Annotated in this window: 19 protein-coding genes; 12 read left to right on the top strand and 7 right to left on the bottom strand. The window is 67.2% G+C overall.

Going from position 1 to position 19,800, the window contains the following annotated elements:
* The first annotated feature begins 140 nt into the window (after positions 1-140).
* From ACWPN3_RS20315 to ACWPN3_RS20280, 8 genes are all read left to right on the top strand, one after another.
* Complete coding sequence (locus ACWPN3_RS20315; protein WP_492240951.1) at positions 141-572, top strand: DoxX family protein; 432 nt, start codon at positions 141-143, stop codon at positions 570-572.
* A gap of 120 nt (positions 573-692) precedes the next feature.
* Positions 693-2,063, top strand: a complete 1,371-nt coding sequence (locus ACWPN3_RS20310) for a TldD/PmbA family protein (RefSeq protein WP_109445806.1) — start codon at positions 693-695, stop codon at positions 2,061-2,063.
* Positions 2,064-2,277: 214 nt separating this feature from the next.
* On the top strand, positions 2,278-3,504 hold the full coding sequence (locus tag ACWPN3_RS20305; RefSeq protein WP_492240950.1) for an ammonium transporter: 1,227 nt from the start codon (positions 2,278-2,280) through the stop codon (positions 3,502-3,504).
* Positions 3,505-3,616: 112 nt separating this feature from the next.
* Positions 3,617-4,306 carry a phosphoribosylformylglycinamidine synthase subunit PurQ gene (purQ, locus tag ACWPN3_RS20300; RefSeq protein WP_492240949.1) on the top strand — a complete coding sequence of 230 codons (690 nt, stop codon included), beginning with the start codon at positions 3,617-3,619 and terminating at the stop codon, positions 4,304-4,306.
* Positions 4,303-6,528 (top strand): phosphoribosylformylglycinamidine synthase subunit PurL, encoded by a 2,226-nt coding sequence (gene purL, locus ACWPN3_RS20295; RefSeq protein WP_109445810.1) that lies wholly within the window; start codon positions 4,303-4,305, stop codon positions 6,526-6,528. Before purQ ends, purL begins: the two co-directional genes overlap by 4 nt.
* Positions 6,529-6,746: 218 nt before the next feature.
* Positions 6,747-7,571: an MBL fold metallo-hydrolase gene (locus tag ACWPN3_RS20290; RefSeq protein ID WP_492261707.1), complete on the top strand. Its 825-nt coding sequence runs from the start codon at positions 6,747-6,749 to the stop codon at positions 7,569-7,571.
* Between the two features lie 22 nt (positions 7,572-7,593).
* Positions 7,594-8,829: an SLC13 family permease gene (locus tag ACWPN3_RS20285; protein WP_109445814.1), complete on the top strand. Its 1,236-nt coding sequence runs from the start codon at positions 7,594-7,596 to the stop codon at positions 8,827-8,829.
* Between the two features lie 123 nt (positions 8,830-8,952).
* Entirely contained in the window at positions 8,953-10,173 is a 1,221-nt protein-coding gene (locus ACWPN3_RS20280; protein ID WP_492240948.1) for an HD domain-containing phosphohydrolase, read from the top strand.
* 86 nt (positions 10,174-10,259) lie between these two features.
* Here the strand turns inward: ACWPN3_RS20280 and ACWPN3_RS20275 are convergent, their stop codons facing one another.
* The 3 genes from ACWPN3_RS20275 to ACWPN3_RS20265 form a co-directional block, all read right to left on the bottom strand.
* Positions 10,260-10,799, bottom strand: coding sequence for a DedA family protein (locus ACWPN3_RS20275; protein ID WP_492240947.1), 540 nt, complete (start codon positions 10,797-10,799; stop codon positions 10,260-10,262).
* A gap of 240 nt (positions 10,800-11,039) precedes the next feature.
* On the bottom strand, positions 11,040-11,498 hold the full coding sequence (locus tag ACWPN3_RS20270; RefSeq protein WP_492240946.1) for a hypothetical protein: 459 nt from the start codon (positions 11,496-11,498) through the stop codon (positions 11,040-11,042).
* 133 nt (positions 11,499-11,631) lie between these two features.
* A complete protein-coding gene (locus ACWPN3_RS20265) occupies positions 11,632-12,132 on the bottom strand; it encodes a putative toxin-antitoxin system toxin component, PIN family (protein WP_492240945.1) in 501 nt (166 codons plus the stop codon).
* A gap of 128 nt (positions 12,133-12,260) precedes the next feature.
* On the opposite strand from ACWPN3_RS20265, the gene ACWPN3_RS20260 reads away from it, so the two are divergent.
* Both ACWPN3_RS20260 and ACWPN3_RS20255 read left to right on the top strand, forming a co-directional pair.
* A complete protein-coding gene (locus tag ACWPN3_RS20260) occupies positions 12,261-12,620 on the top strand; it encodes a response regulator (protein WP_109445820.1) in 360 nt (119 codons plus the stop codon).
* A 5-nt stretch (positions 12,621-12,625) separates the two neighbouring features.
* On the top strand, positions 12,626-13,264 hold the full coding sequence (locus ACWPN3_RS20255) for a chemotaxis protein (protein ID WP_492240944.1): 639 nt from the start codon (positions 12,626-12,628) through the stop codon (positions 13,262-13,264).
* A gap of 31 nt (positions 13,265-13,295) precedes the next feature.
* Here ACWPN3_RS20255 and glyS read toward each other — a convergent pair whose 3' ends face one another.
* From glyS to ACWPN3_RS20235, 4 genes are all read right to left on the bottom strand, one after another.
* Entirely contained in the window at positions 13,296-15,398 is a 2,103-nt protein-coding gene (gene glyS, locus ACWPN3_RS20250; protein ID WP_492240943.1) for a glycine--tRNA ligase subunit beta, read from the bottom strand.
* A 4-nt stretch (positions 15,399-15,402) separates the two neighbouring features.
* Positions 15,403-16,299: a glycine--tRNA ligase subunit alpha gene (locus tag ACWPN3_RS20245; protein ID WP_492240942.1), complete on the bottom strand. Its 897-nt coding sequence runs from the start codon at positions 16,297-16,299 to the stop codon at positions 15,403-15,405.
* Positions 16,300-16,442: 143 nt separating this feature from the next.
* On the bottom strand, positions 16,443-16,742 hold the full coding sequence (locus tag ACWPN3_RS20240) for a hypothetical protein (RefSeq protein WP_247873374.1): 300 nt from the start codon (positions 16,740-16,742) through the stop codon (positions 16,443-16,445).
* Positions 16,743-16,874: 132 nt separating this feature from the next.
* Positions 16,875-17,324 carry a hypothetical protein gene (locus ACWPN3_RS20235; RefSeq protein WP_109445826.1) on the bottom strand — a complete coding sequence of 150 codons (450 nt, stop codon included), beginning with the start codon at positions 17,322-17,324 and terminating at the stop codon, positions 16,875-16,877.
* Between the two features lie 361 nt (positions 17,325-17,685).
* Between ACWPN3_RS20235 and ACWPN3_RS20230 the strand changes: the two genes are divergently transcribed.
* Together ACWPN3_RS20230 and ACWPN3_RS20225 are read left to right on the top strand one after the other, a co-directional pair.
* The gene (locus ACWPN3_RS20230; protein ID WP_492261706.1) at positions 17,686-18,231 is read left to right on the top strand and encodes a GNAT family N-acetyltransferase; all 546 of its coding nucleotides are present in this window, start codon (positions 17,686-17,688) and stop codon (positions 18,229-18,231) included.
* 183 nt (positions 18,232-18,414) lie between these two features.
* A complete protein-coding gene (locus ACWPN3_RS20225; protein WP_492240940.1) occupies positions 18,415-19,752 on the top strand; it encodes a hypothetical protein in 1,338 nt (445 codons plus the stop codon).
* Positions 19,753-19,800 lie beyond the last annotated feature (48 nt).

The raw sequence follows: 19,800 nt of genomic DNA, 5'->3' as shown, positions 1-19,800 counted from the left end.
GCGGTCTGTCCGGCATTGTTTCCAAGGCCGCAACAAACCTTCACCAACTCTGCGGATTATCCCGCGTGCCGATCCGGCCTAATCTTCTCCTCAGACAAAACGCGGCCCATCTGGCCCACCTGATCGAGGAGACCCTGACCATGATCGACACTCGCACCGCCCCCTATGCCGCCTTCCTGCTGCGTGTCGGCCTCGGCCTGCTGTTCCTGGCGCACGGCCTTGTGCTGAAGGTGCTGACCTTCACCATTCCCGGCACCGTCGGTTATTTCGAGAGCATCGGTTATCCCGGCGTCTTCGCCTATCTCGTGATCCTGGGCGAGATCGGCGGCGGGTTGCTGCTGATTGCCGGCGTCTACACCCGCTGGATCGCGCTCGCCCTTCTGCCGATCATGATCGGAGCGACGCTCCAGCATGTCGGCAATGGCTGGGTGTTCAATGCGCAAGGTGGCGGTTGGGAGTTCCCGGCCTTCTGGACCGTCCTGCTGGTGGTGCAGTCGCTGCTGGGCGAGGGCGCCTTCGCCCTGAAGGTTCCGGCGCTGGGCGCCCAGGCCGACCGTCGCGAACTGGCCTGATCCGCAACCAAAACCGGTATTCGATGGCGGCGCGGAGCGGGGAGGGGGCAATTTGCCTCTTCCCCGTTCCGCGTCGCCGTCCCATTTGGTAGACAGGACGGAGACCAACCGGAGAGCCTGATGACCGTTTCGCCGAACGACCAGCACAAGACGGAGTCCTCCGGGGTCCTGAATTTGCTGGACGACCTGATCGCCAAGGCGCGTGCCGCCGGTGCGGATGCCGCCGATGCCGTGCTGTTCGACAGCGCATCCGTGTCCCTCGCCCACCGGCTGGGCAAGACCGAGAAGCTTGAGCGCTCCGAATCCGGCGATCTCGGCCTCAGGGTGTTCGTCGGCAAGCGGCAGGCCATCGTCTCCTCCACCGACCGCAGCGGCAAGGCGCTGGACGAACTGGTCGAGCGCGCCATCGCCATGGCCCGCGTGGTGCCGGAGGACGGCTTCGCCGGCATCGCCGATCCGGACCAACTGTCCCGCAGCTGGCCCGACCTCGACATCTGCGATGATGAGGAGCCGTCGGCGGAAACGCTGATCGAGCGGGCGCGAATCGCCGAAGAGGCGGCGCTGGCGGTCCAGGGCGTCACCAACTCCGAAGGGGGCGATGCCGGCTGGAGCCGCTCGACCATCGCGATTGCCGCCTCCAACGGCTTCGCCGGCAGCTATGGCGTATCGCGCCAATCGCTGTCGGCCTCTGTCCTGGCCGGCACCGGCACCGGGATGGAGCGCGACTATGATTATGACAGCAAGGTCTATGGCGCCGACCTGCGCGATCCCGCCGAGATCGGCCGCGAGGCCGGCGAGCGTGCCGTCCGCCGCCTGAACCCGCGCCGGGTGAAGAGCTGCAAGGTGCCGGTGTTCTTCGACCCGCGGGTGTCGCGCGGCCTGCTCGGCCACCTGACCGGCGCAATCAGCGGCCCCAGCATCGCCCGCGGCACCAGCTTCCTCAAGGACAGGATGGGGCAGCAAATCTTCGCGTCCTCCATCACCATCGTCGACGACCCGCATGTGAAGCGCGGCCTGCGCTCCCGTCCCTTCGATGCCGAGGGCGTCGAAGTGTCGCGGCGCACGCTGATCGAGGACGGCGTGCTGACCACATGGCTGCTCGACCTGCGCTCCGCCCGGCAGCTCGGCCTGACCACCACCGGCCACGCCGCCCGCGGCACCTCCGGCCCGCCCGGCCCGGCCCCCGCCAACGTCTACATGGCTGCCGGCAAGCGCAGCCGCGCCGACATGCTGGCGGAGATCAAGGACGGCTTCTACGTCACCGACCTGATGGGCATGGGCGTCAATGGCGTCACCGGCGATTACAGCCGTGGCGCCGGCGGGTTCTGGATCGAGAACGGCCAGATCACCTATCCCGTCAACGAGATCACCATCGCCGGCAACCTCAAGGACATGTTCCTGAACATGGAGGCGGCCGACGACCTGGAACTGCGCTTTGGCATGGATGCGCCGACCGTGCGCATCGACGGCATGACCATCGCCGGCATGTAGCCGTTGCTTAGGGCGGAGGCAGCTCCGCCCGTCTCTTCATCGTTTGGCATCGTTCTTGCGCAGACAGCGGGCAACCCAAAGCGGGTTCGCCCGCTTTTTGTGCTGCATTTCCGCCACTCTGCCTGTCCAAACGTCAGCCAGGCCCTTGCGCACATCTGCCTGATCTGTTAGCAATCTGCCGTTTTTTTGGGCGAAATGCTGAAGGTTTGTGCAAATGGATGCGGCAAAGACGGGTGGCGACGTCCTTTTCGTGCTGATGGGCGCGGTGATGGTGCTGGCGATGCATTGCGGCTTCGCCCTGCTGGAGGTCGGGACGGTCCGGCGCAAGAATCAGGTGAACGCGCTGGTGAAGATCCTGTCGGACTTCGCCATGTCGACCATCGCCTATTTCTTCGTCGGCTATGCCGTGGCCTACGGCATCGATTTCTTCGCCGACGCCCACACGCTGGTCGGCAAGGGAAGCGGCGGCTTCGCGGCCTATGGCTACGACCTGGTGAAGTTCTTCTTCCTCGCGACCTTCGCCGCCGCGGTGCCGGCCATCGTCTCGGGCGGCATCGCCGAGCGCGCCAGGTTCTGGCCGCAGGTCGGCGCCACGCTGGCGCTGATCGCGCTGTTCTACCCGCTGCTGGAAGGCACGGTCTGGGGCACCCGCTTCGGCCTGCAAAGCTGGATGGCCGCGACCTTCGGCCAGCCCTTCCACGACTTCGCCGGATCGGTGGTGGTGCATGCCTTCGGCGGCTGGGTGGCGCTGGGTGCCGTGCTGAACCTCGGCAACCGCCGCGGCCGCTACCGGCCCAACGGCTCGCTGATCGCCATTCCGCCGTCGAACATCCCCTTCCTGGCGCTGGGCGCCTGGGTGCTGTGCGTGGGCTGGTTCGGCTTCAACGTGATGAGCGCCCAGGTGCTGGACGGCGTGACGGGTCTGGTCGCGCTGAACTCGCTGATGGCGATGGTCGGCGGCATCGTCACCTCGCTGGTGATCAGCCGCACCGACCCCGGCTTCGTCCACAACGGCGCGCTGGCCGGTCTGGTGGCGGTCTGCGCCGGGTCCGACGTGATGCATCCGCTGGGCGCGCTGGTCACCGGCGGCATCGCCGGCCTGCTGTTCGTCTGGGCCTTCAACAAGTGCCAGATCGACTGGAAGATCGACGACGTGCTGGGCGTCTGGCCGCTGCACGGTCTGTGCGGCCTGACGGGCGGCCTGCTGGCCGGCATCTTCGGGCAGGAGGCATTGGGCGGCCTGGGCGGCGTGTCCATCCTCAGCCAGATCGTCGGTACGCTGGGCGGCGCCGGCTTCGGTCTGGCCTCGGGTCTGGCGGTCTACGGCCTGCTGCGCGTCACCGTCGGCATCCGCCTCGATCCCGAGCAGGAGTACAAGGGCGCCGACCTGTCGTTGCACCACATCACCGCCTACCCGGAGGAGGACGCGCCCGGCATGTAATGCGCCGCGCACAACGCCGCCGCCCCCTGGGCGACTTTTGCTTTGCCGGGGCGGCGGCTTTAGTGTCCGGCGCGAACTCCTCCCCCTCACGACGCCGGATTTTGACCGCCCCATGAAGGCCGCCATCGTCGTTTTCCCCGGCTCCAACCGCGAACGCGACGCCGTCGCCGCGCTGGAGGCCGTCAGCGGGACCAAGCCGCATCTGGTCTGGCACCGCGACACCGAACTGCCCAAGGTCGACCTGATCGTCGTGCCCGGCGGCTTCTCCTATGGCGATTACCTGCGCTCCGGCGCCATGGCGGCGCATTCGCCGATCATGCGCGAGGTGAAGGCGCGGGCCGATCAGGGCGTGCGGGTGCTCGGCATCTGCAACGGCTTTCAGATCATCACCGAGGCCGGTCTGCTGCCCGGCGCGCTGATGCGCAACGGCGGACTGAAGTTCATTTGCCGCGTCCAGCATCTGCGGGTGGAGAACACCGACAGCCCCTTCACGGCAAAATACGCCAAGGGTCAGGTCGTGCGTTACCCGATCGCCCATGGCGACGGCAACTATTGGACCGACGCCGAAACGGTGAAGCGTCTGGACGGCGAGGGCCAAGTGGCCTTCCGCTACATCGCCGACGAGGCCCGCGCCGATCCGCGCGGCAATCCCAACGGTTCGGTCACGGACATCGCCGGCATCTTCAACGCCAAGCGCACCGTGCTCGGCCTGATGCCGCACCCCGAGGACGCGGTGGAGTCCCTGCACGGCAACACCGACGGCAAGCCCATGTTCGAAGGTCTGGTGGAGGCCCTGTCGTGAGCGCTGAAGCTACCAGGGCGCAGGAGCGTCCGGTCACCGTCGAACTCGCCAAGGAGTTCGGCCTGTCCGCCGAGGAGTACCAGAACGCCCTGGACATCCTGGGCCGCACCCCGACCTTCACCGAGATGGGCATCATCTCGGTCATGTGGTCGGAGCACTGCTCCTACAAGTCGTCGAAGGTTTGGCTGAAGACGTTGCCGACCACCGGCCCGCAGGTGATCTGCGGCCCCGGCGAGAATGCCGGCGTGGTCGACATCGGCGACGGCGACGCCGTCATCTTCAAGATGGAGAGCCACAACCACCCGTCCTACATCGAGCCCTTCCAGGGCGCGGCGACGGGCGTCGGCGGCATCCTGCGCGACGTGTTCACCATGGGCGCGCGCCCCATCGCCAACATGAACGCGCTGCGTTTCGGCTCGCCCGACCATTCCAAGACCCGCCATCTGGTGTCGGGCGTGGTCGCCGGCATCGCCCATTACGGCAATTGCGTCGGCGTGCCGACCGTGGGTGGCGAGACCAACTTCCACCCGGCCTTCAACGGCAACATCCTGGTCAATGCCATGACCGTGGGTGTCGCCAAGACCGACAGGATCTTCTATTCGGCCGCCGCCGGCATCGGCAACCCGGTCGTCTATGTCGGATCCAAGACCGGCCGCGACGGCATCCACGGCGCCACCATGGCGTCGGCCGAGTTCACCGAGGACTCGGAGGAGAAGCGCCCGACCGTGCAGGTCGGCGACCCCTTCACCGAGAAGCTGCTGATCGAGGCCTGCCTGGAGCTGATGGAGACGGACGCCATCGTCGCCATCCAGGACATGGGAGCCGCCGGCCTGACCTCGTCGTCGGTCGAGATGGCCGGCAAGGGCGGCCTGGGCATCGAACTGACGCTCGACACCCTGCCGATGCGCGAAGAGGCGATGACGCCCTATGAGATCATGCTCTCCGAAAGCCAGGAGCGCATGCTGATCATCCTGAAGCCCGGCCGCGAGGAGGTGGCGAAGGCCATCTTCGACAAGTGGGAGCTGGACTTCGCCGTCATCGGTCACCTGACCGACACCGGCAACCTCGTCATCAAGATGTATGGCGAGACCTGGTGCGACATGCCGATCGCCCCGGTGTCCAACGCCGCCCCGGAATACAACCGTCCGTGGGAGCCGACGCCGAAGGCTTCGGATGTCGCCGACAGCGTGTTCGACGGCTATTCCGAGGAACTGGGCGACACGCTGACCAAGCTGTTCGGCTGCCCCGATCTGGCCTCCAAGCGCTGGATCTGGGAGCAGTATGACAGCCTCGTCGGCGGCGACACCCGCTTCATGTCGGGTCAGGCCGACGCCGCGGTCGTCCGCGTGCCGGGCCAGACCAAGGCGGTCGCCATCACCACCGACTGCACCCCGCGCTACTGCCTCGCCGACCCGGTCGAGGGCGGCAAACAGGCCGTGGCCGAGGCGTGGCGCAACCTGTCGGCGGTGGGCGCCCTGCCGCTCGCCATCACCGACAACATGAACTTCGGCAACCCCGAGAAGCCGCGGATCATGGGCCAGTTCGTCGGCGCCGTTCAGGGCATCGGCGAGGCCTGCAAGGCGCTCGACTTCCCGGTCGTGTCGGGCAACGTCTCGCTCTACAACGAGACCAACGGCGAGGCCATCCTGCCGACCCCGGCCATCGGCGGCGTCGGCATCATGCCGGACGCGATGATCGCCGTGGGCGTTGCCTTCAAAAATGAAGGCGACGTGATCCTCGCGGTGGGCGAGACGAAGGGCCACATCGGCCAGTCGATCTTCCTGCGCGAGATCCTCGGCCGCGAGGAGGGAGCACCCCCGCCGGTCGATCTGGCGGTTGAGCGTCGCAACGGCGACTTTGTCCGCGGCCTGATCCACGAGGGTCTGGTGGTGTCGAGCCACGACGCGGCCGACGGCGGCCTGATCGTCACCATCGCTGAGATGGCGCTGGCCGGCGGCATCGGCGCCTATCTGACCGGCTTCGACGGGCAGCATGTCCGCGCGCTGTTCGGCGAGGACCAGGGCCGTTACGTCCTGGCCGTCCGTCCGGACGTCGCCGCGACGGTGCAGGAGAAGGCCAAGGCCGCCGGCGTTCCGGTCACCGTGCTAGGCGAAACCCGCGGCACGTCGCTGTCGGGCCGCGGCGGCGAGATCGTCTCGCTGAAGCGTCTGCGCGAGGCGAACGAAGGCTGGCTGCCGGCCTACATGTCCGCCGAGCTGTAAGACGGCCGGGTCGTAAGGAAAACGGCCAAGCCCGATCAAGGTGACCGATCGAGATCGACGGGGCTGCTTCATGCGAAGCGGCCCCGTTTCTTTTTCCGGCTGGGGAGCGGCAGGCGCCTTCCGCCGTTCATGCTCTGTCGTGTACAGACCGGAAAATCGCGTTAAACTCGCCGTTCCAAAGGGTCGGATCGGCATATGAGCGCGCCTGGAGGCGGGGAATGGGGTTTTCAGTCACCTTTTGGGGCGTGCGCGGCACCATTCCCTGCCCAATGGCCTCGCATCTGGGGTTCGGTGGCAACACCTCCTGCGTCGAAGTGCAGGCGGGCAAGCAGCGGATCATCATCGACGCCGGCACCGGGCTGCGGATGCTGGGGCGCAAGCTTCTGGCCGAAGGGGTGACCGGCGCCACGCTGCTGCTGAGCCACACCCATCTCGACCACATCAGCGGCTTTCCCTTCTTCGCGCCGGCCTACACCAAGGGTTTCGGTCTTCGCGTCATCTCCGGCCATCTCAACGGCGGTCCCGACATCGAATCGGTGATGGCGCGCCAGATGGAACGGCCGCTGTTTCCGGTGCCGCTGCGCACCATGGGTGGCGATCTCAGCTTCCTCGAGGTGCCGCCCGGCCACAGCTTCAAGCTGGAGGGCGGGGTGCGCATCCACACCGCGGCGCTGAACCATCCCGACGGCGCCACCGGCTACCGGATCGAGTATCAGGGACGGTCGGTCGCCTATGTCACCGACACCGAACATGTGCCGGATCACCCCGACCGCAACATCCTGAACCTTGTCGACGGGGTGGATTTGCTGCTCTACAACTCGACCTACACCGATGAGGAATGGCGGCAGCGGATCGGCTGGGGCCACTCTACCTGGATGGAAGCGGTGCGGATCGCCCGCGCGGCCCATGTGAAGACGCTGGGCCTGTTCCACCACGATCCCGACCACGACGACGCGACGATGGAGCGGATCGAGGCGGCGGCCAAGGCAGAGTTCGCAAATTGCTTTGCCGCGCGCGAAGGCACCACCATTTCCCTCGACTGACATTCCCTGTGCATCGGGCATTATGACCGCAACCATCCTGATTCTGTTCGCCGCCACCTATCTGGGCATGGCGCTGGGCGGCTTTCCCGGCCTGCGCATCGACCGCACCGGCATCGCGCTGGTCGCAGCGATCCTGTTGCTGGCGACCGGGGCGCTGGATACCGCCGCCGCCGTGTCGGCCATCGACTTCCCGACGATCTTCATCCTGCTGGGTCTGATGATCCTGTCGGCGCAATATGCCGGCAGCGGCTTCTACGACTGGTGCGCGCTGAAGGTGGCGCAGGCGGCGAAGTCGCCGGCGCGGCTCCTTGCGGTGATCGTGCTGGTCGCCGGCGGGCTGTCGGCGGTGCTGGCGAACGACGTGGTCGTCTTCGCCATGACGCCGATGCTGTGCCTGGGCCTCCAGGCGCGCAAGCTGGACCCGCGGCCCTACCTGATCGGGCTGGCGGGCGCCGCCAACGCAGGGTCTGCGGCGACGATGATCGGGAACCCGCAGAACATCCTGATCGGGCAGGTCGGGCATCTCGATTTCTGGCGCTTCCTGGCGATCTGCGGCGGCCCGGCGCTGGCCGCCATGGCCATCGCCTATGCGACCGTCTGGCTGGTCTGGCGCGGCCGTTTCGGCATGCCCCAGGAAGGGCACGAGGGCGTCGTGCAGGCGGCGCCGAAGCTCGACCGCTGGCAGTTGGGCAAGGCGGTGGCGGCGACGCTCGTTCTGCTGATCCTGTTCACCCGCGACATCCCGCAGGAGCATGCGGTGCTGCTGATCGCCGGCATCATGATGGTGAGCCGCCGCATGGCCAGCCGCGACATGCTGGGCATGGTCGACTGGCACCTTCTGGTGCTGTTCGGCGCGCTCTTCGCGATCAACCATGCGCTGGGCCTGACCGGCATCCCGACAGCGCTGGTCAACGACCTGAGCGCGGCCGGATGGCTTCCCGACCGGCTGGCGGTGATGCTGCCGCTGTCGCTGGCCGGCAGCAACACCATCGGCAACGTTCCGGCGGTGATCCTGCTGCTGGCCGCTTGGCCGTCGCCGCCGGAAGGGGCGCTCTATGGGCTGGCGCTGCTGTCGACCCTCGCCGGCAACCTGCTGCTGCCGGGCAGCCTCGCCAACATCATCGTGGCGGAGCGGGCTGCCGCCGCCGGCGTCAAGCTGGGGTTCGTCGAGCATGCGCGCTGCGGCGTGCCGATGGCGCTGCTGTCGATGGCGGTGGCGGCGGTCTGGCTGTGGGCCGGCGGGTGGATGGGGCTGTGATGGATAGGCTGTGACCTGTGATCGGCGCGTGACTTTCGTAACCGCAAGCCCCTTCTGCCGGGTGCGACAAATGGGGTACTCTGTTCGGAGCGCCATTGTCGTGCGCCGGGGTGGGGGAGCGCTGTGGGTCTGGTCGGCCAATTCCTTGAATTTATCGAAAGTGCCCCGAACCAGTCGCTGCGATCGCTCAGCGATCGGGTGCTGCGCAAATGCCGCGAGCTGACCGGTGCCGAGGCCGGCACGGTCTTCATGCTGCGCGGGCAGGGACGGCACCGGCATCTCGATGCTGTCAGCGTGCAGAACGACGTGGTCCGCGCCAGGCCGACGCTGTTTTCGGTGCCGGTCAGCCAAGCCTCCATCGTCGGCTATGTCGCCGCGACCGGCGAGACGCTGCTGCTGGCGGATGCCTATGCCATTCCGGCGGACCGGCCCTACAGCTTCAACTCCGCCTTCGACCAGCGCACCGGCTTCCGCACCCGGTCCATCATGGCCTTCGCATTGAAGGGGTTCCGTGACCGGCCCATCGGCGTGGTGCAGCTGATCAACCGCCGCCCGCTGGAGGGGCCGCCGGCCTTTCTGCCCGATCACGAGCAGATGATCGCCCCGGTCAATCACATCGTCGGGCGGGCGCTGGAACGCGCTGCGACGCTGGAGCGGCTGACCGAACGCAACCGCGCCCTGACCAAGGAGCGCCGCCGTGTCGCCGAACTCCAGGCGGAAACGGAGCGTGCCTTCATGGTGTCGGTCAATCTGCTGGCCCGCGCCGCCGAGGTGCATGACGAGGACACCGGCAACCACATCCTGAGGGTCAACGAATACTCTTACCTGCTGGCGACCTGGGCCGGCTGCAGCCGCGCCTTCTGCCGGGAGATCCGGTTTTCCGCCGCCCTGCACGATGTCGGCAAGATGAGCGTCGATCAGGCGGTCCTGCACAAGCGGGGCCGGCTCGACGAGCGCGAGCTTGCCGAAATGCGGCGCCATCCGGTCTATGGCCACGACATCCTGGTCGCATCGGACCGGCTGAAGATGGCCGCCGAGATCGCGCTGTACCATCACGAGCAATGGGCCGGCACCGGCTATCCGTTCGGCCTGAAGGGCGAGGCAATCCCGCTCGCCGCCCGCATTGTCGCCATTGCCGACTGCTATGACGCGCTGCGCAGCGCCCGGCCCTACAAGCCGTCATTCAGCCATGAGAAGACGGTGGACATCCTGCTGAACGGTGACGACCGTCTGAATCCCAAGGTCCATTTCGATCCGCGCCTGCTGGCGCTGTTCGCCGCCCGCCATGCGGAGTTCGGCGAAATCTGGGAGCGGCTGAAGGATCAGGAAATGCAGGATGCCTGAGGGCTGACGAAAGAGGGCCGGGGCGGGTGGTCAACGACCTCCCGCCCCGGCCCTGTCTCAGGCTCAACCGCGCTCAGGCGCGGGAGTCACTCGGCCGGGTTGGTCGCGGCGAGCGCGCGGCGGCGGACCCAGCGGATGCTCTTGATCGCGAGCCACAGACCGCCGATGGCAAGACCGGTCAGCAGCAGGATCTTCGGTCCATCCTCACCGATGGCGGCGGCGGCCTCACCGAACAGGTAACCGGCGCCGGCGAAGCTCCAGGCCCAGATGCCGGCGGCGATGAAGTTCCAGAACAGGAAGCGCGACCACGGCATCCCCGAGGTGCCGATGGCGACCGACGCGATGTTGCGGACGCCGTAGAGGAAGCGGAAGACCAGGATGAAGGCGACGCCGTACTTCTCCAGCCAGCCCAGCACCCGGCAGGCGTGGGCATCGGCGGAGGGGAAACGGGCCAGCGCCTTCTTGCCCCAACGGCGGCCCAGCCAGAACCAGACCTGATCGCCCAGGAAACTGCCGACCCACACCGACCCGACCAGCCAGTAAAGATTGACGATACCGAGCTTGGCGCCCATCCCGCCAAAGATTACAAATGTTTCACCTTCAAAAAAGGCCCAGACAAAGGCCATCGGGTAAAAGGCGTTCCCCCATTCCTGCAACCACGAAATCCAGTCCAAAGCTCCCTCCGGGAGACGTCGCATGTGGGTTCGGCGTGCCCGGTGGCGCTTTGATACCGCTTTATTGTGCGATGCGGCATGTAAAGCGTGGGCTGGAAGGGATCATGACATAAAGCCGTGTGGTTTGTCTCGGAAACTTTATTGACGAAGGGACGCACCCGGCAGTGAGACTGGGGCAGTGAGACTGGCGTGTCAGAAATCCTCGCCCGAGAGCTCTCCCATCGCCTGCCGCGCGGCACGCAGCAGGGCGGGGTTCGGCTCCGTCGCACCTTCTCCGTCCTCGCAGTCGGTATCCCCCGAGTCGGGGGCGGCGCGGCGCTTCAGTTCGCGCGCCGCTTCGATCAGCAGATGGGCCAGCCGCTGATCGGGCAGCGCCTGCACCAGTGCCCGCAATTCCGCGTTGGACAGTGCTGCCGGGTCGAAGGCCGGCGGGGGAGGCGGCGGGGCCGGGGGGGCGAGCGGCAGGGTCGCGACGCTCGCCGCCATCGCCGCCGTCCGGGGCAGCGGTGCGGCTTCCCGCACCACGTCCACGGCGACTTGGGCGGCCATGGTCGAGGGGGCGGCACCCGTCGCGGAAGCCCGCGCCCGGCGCGGCTTGCGCACCGGCTCGCTTTCCGGCAGGTCGTCGAACAATAGCCGTTGGACGCTCATCGCTGCAGATGCCCCCTGCGCTCCATCGATGCCGCCAGCGCTGCGGCAGCCAATCCCGTTCACTCGCAGTTTGCGATGTGTTCTCTTTTCATTCTAGAAATCGCGGTCAGTTTGTCGAGTGGATTCTGTCGGTCTATGGCTGCAGGGCATCCTGGAAAGCCACCGCTTCCAGGAATCGCTCGGGCCGCAGCACGCGCGTGGTGCCGGCGTGGCGCACCGACAGGAGCTGACGGTCGACCGTCACCAGCCAGGGAGCCGAGCCGCCGACGGCGGCGGCCAGGAACATGTCGTCCTCCGGATCGCGGCACAGCCGACCGACCGCGGCCGGTGCGACCAGGGTCATCTCCTCGGCGATCCGATCCAGAAAAGCGCGGCGGTCGGTCGCGGCGGCGTAGCGGTCGAAGGTTGGGCGCATCAGCACCTCCCGCAGTTCCGACAGCGTTTCGCTGCTGCCGACGAGGCCGCGGTCGGCACGCACCCGCTCCACGCACCGGCGGATCGCATCGTGGCGCCGGGCAGCAGCACGTCCCAGCAGCGCATAGGCCACCAGGATGTTGGTGTCGAGCACGGCCCGGACGGGAGAGCGGGTGGCGGAGCCAAGCATGTCGGGGACGGCTTTGTCGGGACTGAGCATTGATATATTGCAGGGCTGTGTCGGTTGAAGTTGTCGGGCCTGATATGAGGCGTCTGTTGTGGGCAGGAACGCTTTGCGGTAATAAGCCGGTAAGGTGTGAACGGACTCTTTAGGACGGAAGTATCGGCATGACCAGCATCCTCGTCGTCGACGACAGCCGACTTGCGCGCAACATGGTTTCCAGCGTTATCGCCTCCTTGCGGCCCGACTGGACCATCGTCACCGCGGCGAGCGGCGAGGAGGGGCTGGAGATCGTCGGCGAGGCGCCGCCGGTCGCTGCCATCGTCGATTACAACATGCCGGGCATGGACGGGCTTGTTCTCGCCGAACGGCTGAAGGAGCGTTTCGTCGGCCTGCCGATTGGGCTGCTGACCGCCAACGTCCAGGACACGCTGAGGCGCAAGGCCGAGGCGCTGGGCGTCCGCTTCATCGCCAAGCCGATCACTTCGGACAAGATCCGCGACTTCCTCGCCGCGGCCGGGCAGTGATGGCGATGGGACAGCCCGGATCGGTTCCATCGGCGGAAGACCCGCTCCGTCTCGACGCCGACGAGGCCGACGCCATCGCCGAACTGTTCAACATCGGCATGGGCGAGCCCGCCGCCGCCCTCAGCTCCATGCTGGGGGAGGAGGTGCATCTGTCGGTACCGTCCTTCGCAGTCTCGACCCGTGCCCGCATCACCAGCGAGGTCGGCGACGAGCTGGATGGCGAGCAGCCAGTCTGCGCGGTGCGCGGCGCCTTCACCGGTCCCTTCACCGGCGAAGCGATGCTGATCTTCCCCGAGCGCGGCACGCTGGCCCTGGTCGGCCGCCTCGTCCCCGTCGATCCCGCCGCCGAGGCGCCGGGCGAGATGGAGCAGGACGCGCTGACCGAGATCGGCAACATCATCCTGAACGGCTGCCTCGCCAGCCTGTCCAACCTGATCGGCGGTGAGCTGTTGGGGGCGGTTCCGGGCTATGGCGCCGGCGCACCGGCGGCGGTCATCGGGTCCGGCACCGATCCGGTGCTGTTCGTGCGCATCGACATGGCGCTCGCCGCCGGCGATGCCAGCGGTCATGCACTGTTCCTGCTGGACATCGCATCGCTCGATGCCTTCCGCGAGGCGATCCGGCGGGCCTTGGCGGGGCTGTAAAAAAGGGGGGCGCGAACGCCCCCCGATTTCATCATCCCTCGATCTTCGAGAAGTCGGCCACCGCGTTCAGCGTCATGCGGATCTGCGTCAGCAGGCGCAGGCGGTTGGCGCGCAGGTCCTTGTCCTCCGCGTTCACCGTGACCTTGTCGAAGAAGGCGTCCACTGGCCAACGTAGTGTGGCAAGCGCCGCCATGGCGCCAGTGAAGTCTTCCGCAATCAATCGAGGGGCAGCATCGGCCAATGCGCCTTTAAGGGCTACGTATAGTGCCTTTTCCTCGTCCTGAACCAACCCGGTTTCGTTGACTGCCTGATCAAAGGCCGCGCTGTCCTTTTTCTCCTCAATGCGGACGATATTGGAGGCGCGTTTATAGGCCGCTAGCAGATTAGTGCCCTCAATTGAACCGACGAAGGTCTGCAGAGCCTTCACGCGGGCCAGCAACCGGACCAGGTCGTCCTCGCCGCCGAGCGCGAACACCGCATCCACCAGATCGTGGCGGACGCCCTGCTCGCGCAGCACCACCTTCAGGCGGTCGGCGAAGAAGGACATCAGGTCGCCGCCGACGCTGCCGGCCGGGGCGAAGCCGCTGACCTTGTAGGCGCCATGGGCCGCCGCGAAGATCTCGCCCAACTTCACCCGCAGCCCGTTCTCCAGCACCAGCCGGATCACGCCCAGCGCGGCACGGCGCAGCGCGTAGGGGTCCTTCGAGCCCGTCGGCTTCTCGTCGATGGCGAAAAAGCCGACCAGCGTGTCAATCTTGTCGGCGAGCGCCACCGAAACCGAAACCGGCGCGGTCGGGCAGTTGTCCGACGGACCCAGCGGCTTGTAATGGTCGGCGATGGCGTTGGCGACGTCGGCGCTCTCGCCCTGGCCGAGCGCGTAGTAGCGGCCCATGATCCCCTGGACCTCGGGGAACTCGCCGACCACCTCGGTCACCAGATCGGCCTTGCACAGCAGCGCGGCGCGGCTGGCGGCGTCGCTGTCGGCGCCGATGGCGCGGGCGATCTCGGCGGCCAGCAGCTGCACGCGGGTGACCTTCTCGGCCACCGTGCCCAGCTTGGCGTGGAAGGTGATCTTCTCCAGCGCCGGGACGCGGGCTTCCAGCTTGGTCTTGCGGTCCTGGTCCCAGAAGAACTTGGCGTCGGACAGGCGGGCGCGCAGCACGCGCTCGTTGCCGGCAACCACGGCCTTGCCGCCGTCCAGCGTCTCGGTGTTCGCCACGACGACGAAGCGCGGGGCCATCCGGCCGTCGGCGTCCAGCACGGCGAAATACTTCTGGTGGGTGCGCATGGAGGTGATGAGAACCTCCGACGGCACGTCCATGAAGCTCTCGTCGATGCTGCCCATCAGCACGACCGGCCATTCGACGAGGCCGGCGACCTCTTCCAGCAGCGCGTCGTCGGGCGACAGGGTCAGGCCCTGCGCGGTGGCCAACGCCTCGGCATCGGCCTTGATCTTGGCCTTGCGCTCCTCACGGTCGAGCACGACCTTGGCGGCCAGCAGCTTCTCCCGGTAATCGGCGAAGCTCTCCACCGTGAAGGCATCCGGCGCCAGGAAGCGGTGGCCGCGGGTGCTGTTGCCGAAGGCGATGCGGCCCTGGGTGCCGCCGATGTCATAGCCGCCGTCTAGCACGCGCCCGCCGAACAGGGCGATGATCGAGTGCAGCGGACGGACCCAGCGCGCGGTGCCGGTGCCCCAGCGCATCGACTTTGGCCAGGGCAGTGCGACCATGGCGGCGGGGATGATCTCCGCCAGCACCTGGGCGGTCTCGCGGCCCTTCTTCTCGGTCACTGCGAAGTAAAACACGCCCTTGCCGGTGTCGCGCTGCTCGCACTGGTCTAGGCTGTCGAGACCGGCCGACTTCAGGAAGCCGGCGACGGCCTGCTCCGGCGAACCGACGCGCGGACCCTTCTTCTCTTCTTTGACGTCTTCGGTGCGGTCCGGAAGTCCATTCACCACCAGCGCAATCCGACGAGGGGTGGACTGCTCTACGGCAGCTTGGAAGCCCAAACCAGCGGCCGCAAGCTTCTCAACGATCAGACGGCGAAAATCCAGCGCAGCTTTCGCTTGCATGCGTGCCGGAATTTCTTCCGAGAACACCTCGATGAGAAGTTCGTTATTCAGGATCTGAGCCATGTTTTTACTTCGCCCCCGTCCAGGCTTCGCAGCAGGCCTTGGCCAGCGTGCGCACGCGGCCGATATAGGCTGCGCGCTCGACAACGCTGATCACGCCGCGGGCGTCCAGCAGGTTGAACAGATGCGACGCCTTGATGCACTGGTCATAGGCGGGCAGCGCAAGGTTCTGCGCCACCAGAGCCTGGCATTCGGCCTCGGCGTCCTTGAAATGCTGGAGCAGCATGTCGGTGTTGGCGAACTCGAAATTATGCTTCGAGTATTCGATCTCGGCGCGCTTGAACACGTCGCCGTATTTCACGCCCTGGCCGTTGAAGTCCAGGTCGTAGACATTCTCCACGCCCTGCACATACATGGCGAGGCGCTCCAGCCCATAGGTCAGCTCGACGGCGACGGGGTCGCATTCGATGCCGCCGACCTGCTGGAAATAGGTGTACTGCGTCACTTCCATGCCGTCGCACCACACTTCCCAGCCCAGTCCCCAGGCGCCCAGCGTCGGGCTTTCCCAATCGTCCTCGACGAAGCGGATGTCGTGCAGCGCCGGGTCGATGCCGATGGCGCGCAGGCTGTCCAGATAAAGCTCCTGCGCGTTGGCCGGCGAGGGCTTCATGATGACCTGGTACTGGTAATAGTGCTGCAGGCGGTTCGGGTTCTCGCCATAGCGGCCGTCCTTGGGGCGGCGCGACGGCTGGACATAGGCCGCCTTCCAGGACTCAGGACCCAGCGCGCGCAGCGTGGTCGCGGGGTGGAAGGTGCCGGCGCCGACCTCCATGTCGTAGGGCTGCAGGATGACGCAACCCTGCTCCGACCAGAACTGGTGGAGCTTGAGGATCAGGGCCTGGAACGACAGGCCGCGGCGGTCGGCGGAAGTTCCGCCGTCGGAAGTCCCGATCTGGGAGGCCATGGACGGTCCACAATAGAAATGTTGAAAACGCGCCGCACGATAGGCGGGCGCCTTCGTCAAATCAAGCCGCAGCGCGGCAGATCGCGTCGCCGCGGCATCGTATCGGGGGAGGGCGGGAGGCGATTGCCCCGTCGGCAACCGTGTCAGCGGCCGTAGGGACAGGCCGGGCGGCCGCAGGACACCGCGGAGCGCGGGGCGACATAGGCGCCGCATTCCGGGCATTTCTCCATGTCCTCCGCCTCCATGGCCGGGACGGGCGCGCCGGTACTGCGCGCGGACGCGCCACCGGCCGTGCCGTCGCGCCGTCCGTGCGGAGGGGGGGCATCCTGGCGACGGGCGGCGTTGCGGGCGCGGCCGATCTCCTGCACGCGGTTGACCCAGCGCCAGCCGAACCAGACCGCGCCGATCACCAGCGCAAGAAGGATAATCTTGGACAAGGACATCATCGCCGGCAACCCGTCTGATCTCCCGCGCATTCAGCCCGCAGGTGACGGGAAGTCAAGGAAATAGACGGGAGAGTGGGGGGTGGCGGGACCGCCGCGAGAGCGTGCGGCGGTCCTGCGATAGCGACAGGCTTACTTGGCGGCGACGGCCGGGCGCCAGTTGTAGACCGGGACGACGCCATAGGTGCGGGTCATGTCGGCCTGCCGCACGCTGCGCACCAGAACCTCCGTCCCGGTGGCGACGCGGATGTCGGTGCCGAGCAGTCCGCAATCCTCCGGCACGATGTTGATGCACTGGGTGGCGTCGACCCGGCTCAGCACGATGTCGAAGGGCAGGCCGTTCACGGCATAGACGCCGAGCAGGCCGGGGGCGGAGGTCGCCGTGCGCAGGGTCACCACGCCGGCCGGCAGCGCGCGGTCGCTGGCCGCGGTCGGACGCTGATTGTGGCTTTCGTCCCAAACGGGCTTGCCCGAGGAATCCAGCTTGGACTGGGCTGCGGCGCCGCCGCTGAAACCGGAGAGGGCCAGGGTCGCGCCGCTCACCGCCGCCAGGGCCAGAATCGCCATCCGAAACCGCGACATCGTTATGCTCCGTACTAGTGTCTGTTCTTTTTGTCCGCCCGGGCCGCATGGAACGGCCGGGCATCGCCCCATTATATGGGATCCGATCAGCGGCGTCGCTCTAGCCCAGAAAGCCTACTGTGTTCGGTCAAGGTCATGCTGTGCAGTGGTGGTGCCGACAGTTCGCTCTGGACGCAGGTTCGATGCTTGTGAATGATGTTTCTTGTATCCGTTGCCGAACGGGTTTCGATAAATACGCTTCGGTTGTGAAGTTTTCGCCCCGATCTTTCCCTCGGGCGGTGTGTAGGAGGGTTCTCGCGGCATGGCTGCGCTTTTTGCTGATGATCGAGGCGGCGCGATGATGGTCCCCAGGGATGAACCGATGCTGGAAACCGCTCGCCTGATCCTGCGGCCGACCCGGGCGGAAGATTTCGATGACTGGGCGGCGATGATGGCAAATCCGGAGGGAACCGAGTTCATCGGTGGCGTGCAGTCGCGTCCGGTGGCTTGGCGCGGTTTCCTGTCGATGGCGGGTGCGTGGTCGATCCAGGGCTTCGCCATGTTCTCCGTCATCGAGAAGGAGACCGGCCGCTGGGTCGGCCGTGTTGGGCCGTGGGTGCCGGATGGCTGGCCGGGGCCGGAGATCGGCTGGGCGATCATGCCGGATCGCTGGGGCCGGGGCTATGCGGTCGAGAGCGCTGCCGCAGCCATCGACTGGGTGTTCGACCATCTCGGCTGGACCGAAGTCATTCACACCATCCATCCCCGCAACACGGCCTCGCAGGCGGTGGCGCTCAAACTGGGGGCGGAGGTGCGTGGGACAACCTTACTGCCCGAACCGGTCAACCCGCCGGAGGCGGATGTCTGGCACCAGACACGCGAGGAATGGCGTGCAAGGCGGCGTATTGCGGAGGGCGTATTGCGCTAATGCCATGCGACCTACCTTGCCGGTGTCGGGAGCGGCGGTGCCGGACTTAAAATTTCCGAGGCAATCGCCGATTCTTGTGCATTTTCACTAGAATTTTTGCGGATTGCCTATGCTATTGGTTTAGCCGTTGCATTCCATTCGCAGCAATCCTATTGGCTGACCGATTGCAGGAGGGGCCCGTAAATGGCCAAGGAACAGGCACTCGCCCTCATTAAGCGCCTCGCCACCGACGGCGAATTCCGTAATCAGCTGAACGCCCTCGATATTCAGGGCAAGCAAGCCCTGCTGGCACAGAGCGGGTTCGGCGGTGTCCTTCCCGACCATGTCCACAGCGCCGCTGCCGACGCCTTCAACTCCCTGACCGGCAAAGAGAGCGGTCTGGACAGCGCCGTGGCGGTCGAGTCGATTGCGACTGCCGCCTCGGCTTCGGCGACGTCGGCTTCCGCCACCTCCGCTTCTGCCACTTCGGCCTCTGCGACCTCCGCCTCGGCCACGTCGGCTTCCGCCACCTCTGCGTCGGCATCTCCGGGGCCCGCCTTCTCCGCCTCCGCGCAGTCGGCATCCGCCTCCGCTTCGGCTGCTTCGGCCTCGGCGACCTCCGCGTCGGCGACCTCCGCCGCTGCGCAGTCTGCGTCGGCTGTCCCGGCCCCGGCCTTCTCGGCGGTCGCCGCCCCGGCATCGGCGTTCTCGGCTGCCGCGCAGTCTGCGTCGGCTGTTCCGGCCCCGGCCTTCTCGGCGGTCGCCGCCCCGGCATCGGCGTTCTCGGCTGCCGCGCAGTCTGCGTCGGCTGTCCCGGCTCCGGCCTTCTCGGCGGTCGCCGCCCCGGCATCGGCGTTCTCGGCTGCCGCGCAGTCTGCGTCGGCTGTCCCGGCTCCGGCCTTCTCGGCGGTCGCCGCCCCGGCATCGGCGTTCTCGGCTGCCGCGCAGTCTGCGTCGGCTGTTCCGGCCCCGGCCTTCTCTGCGGTCGCCGCCCCGGCATCGGCGTTCTCGGCTGCCGCGCAGTCTGCGTCGGCTGTCCCGGCTCCGGCCTTCTCGGCGGTCGCCGCTCCGGCATCGGCGTTCTCGGCTGCCGCGCAGTCTGCGTCGGCTGTTCCGGCCCCGGCCTTCTCTGCGGTCGCCGCTCCGGCATCGGCGTTCTCGGCTGCCGCGCAGTCTGCGTCGGCTGTTCCGGCCCCGGCCTTCTCGGCTGTCGCCGCCCCGGCATCGGCGTTCTCGGCTGCCGCGCAGTCTGCGTCGGCTGTTCCGGCCCCGGCCTTCTCGGCGGTCGCCGCCCCGGCGTCGGCGTTCTCGGCTGCCGCGCAGTCTGCGTCGGCTGTCCCGGCTCCGGCTTTCTCGGCGGTCGCCGCTCCTGCTTCCGCTCATTCCGCATCGGCGATGTCGGCATCGGCAACCTCCGCGTCGGCGACGTCCGCTGCGGCGCAGTCCGCTTCGGCAACCTCCGCTGCGGCCACTCCTGGCGCGTCGGCCTCCGCATCGCAGGGCCCGGCAGCGGCTGGCGACGATCCCAAGACCGAGGCGTAATCGCATCGGGGCCGGCCTATCCTCACGGGAGACGGCCGGCCCCTCATT

The sequence above is a fragment of the Azospirillum sp. UENF 111221 genome (assembly GCF_058780625.1).
The sequence above is the reverse complement of the archived record's forward strand: the minus strand, read 5'-3'. Positions and strand labels throughout refer to the sequence as shown.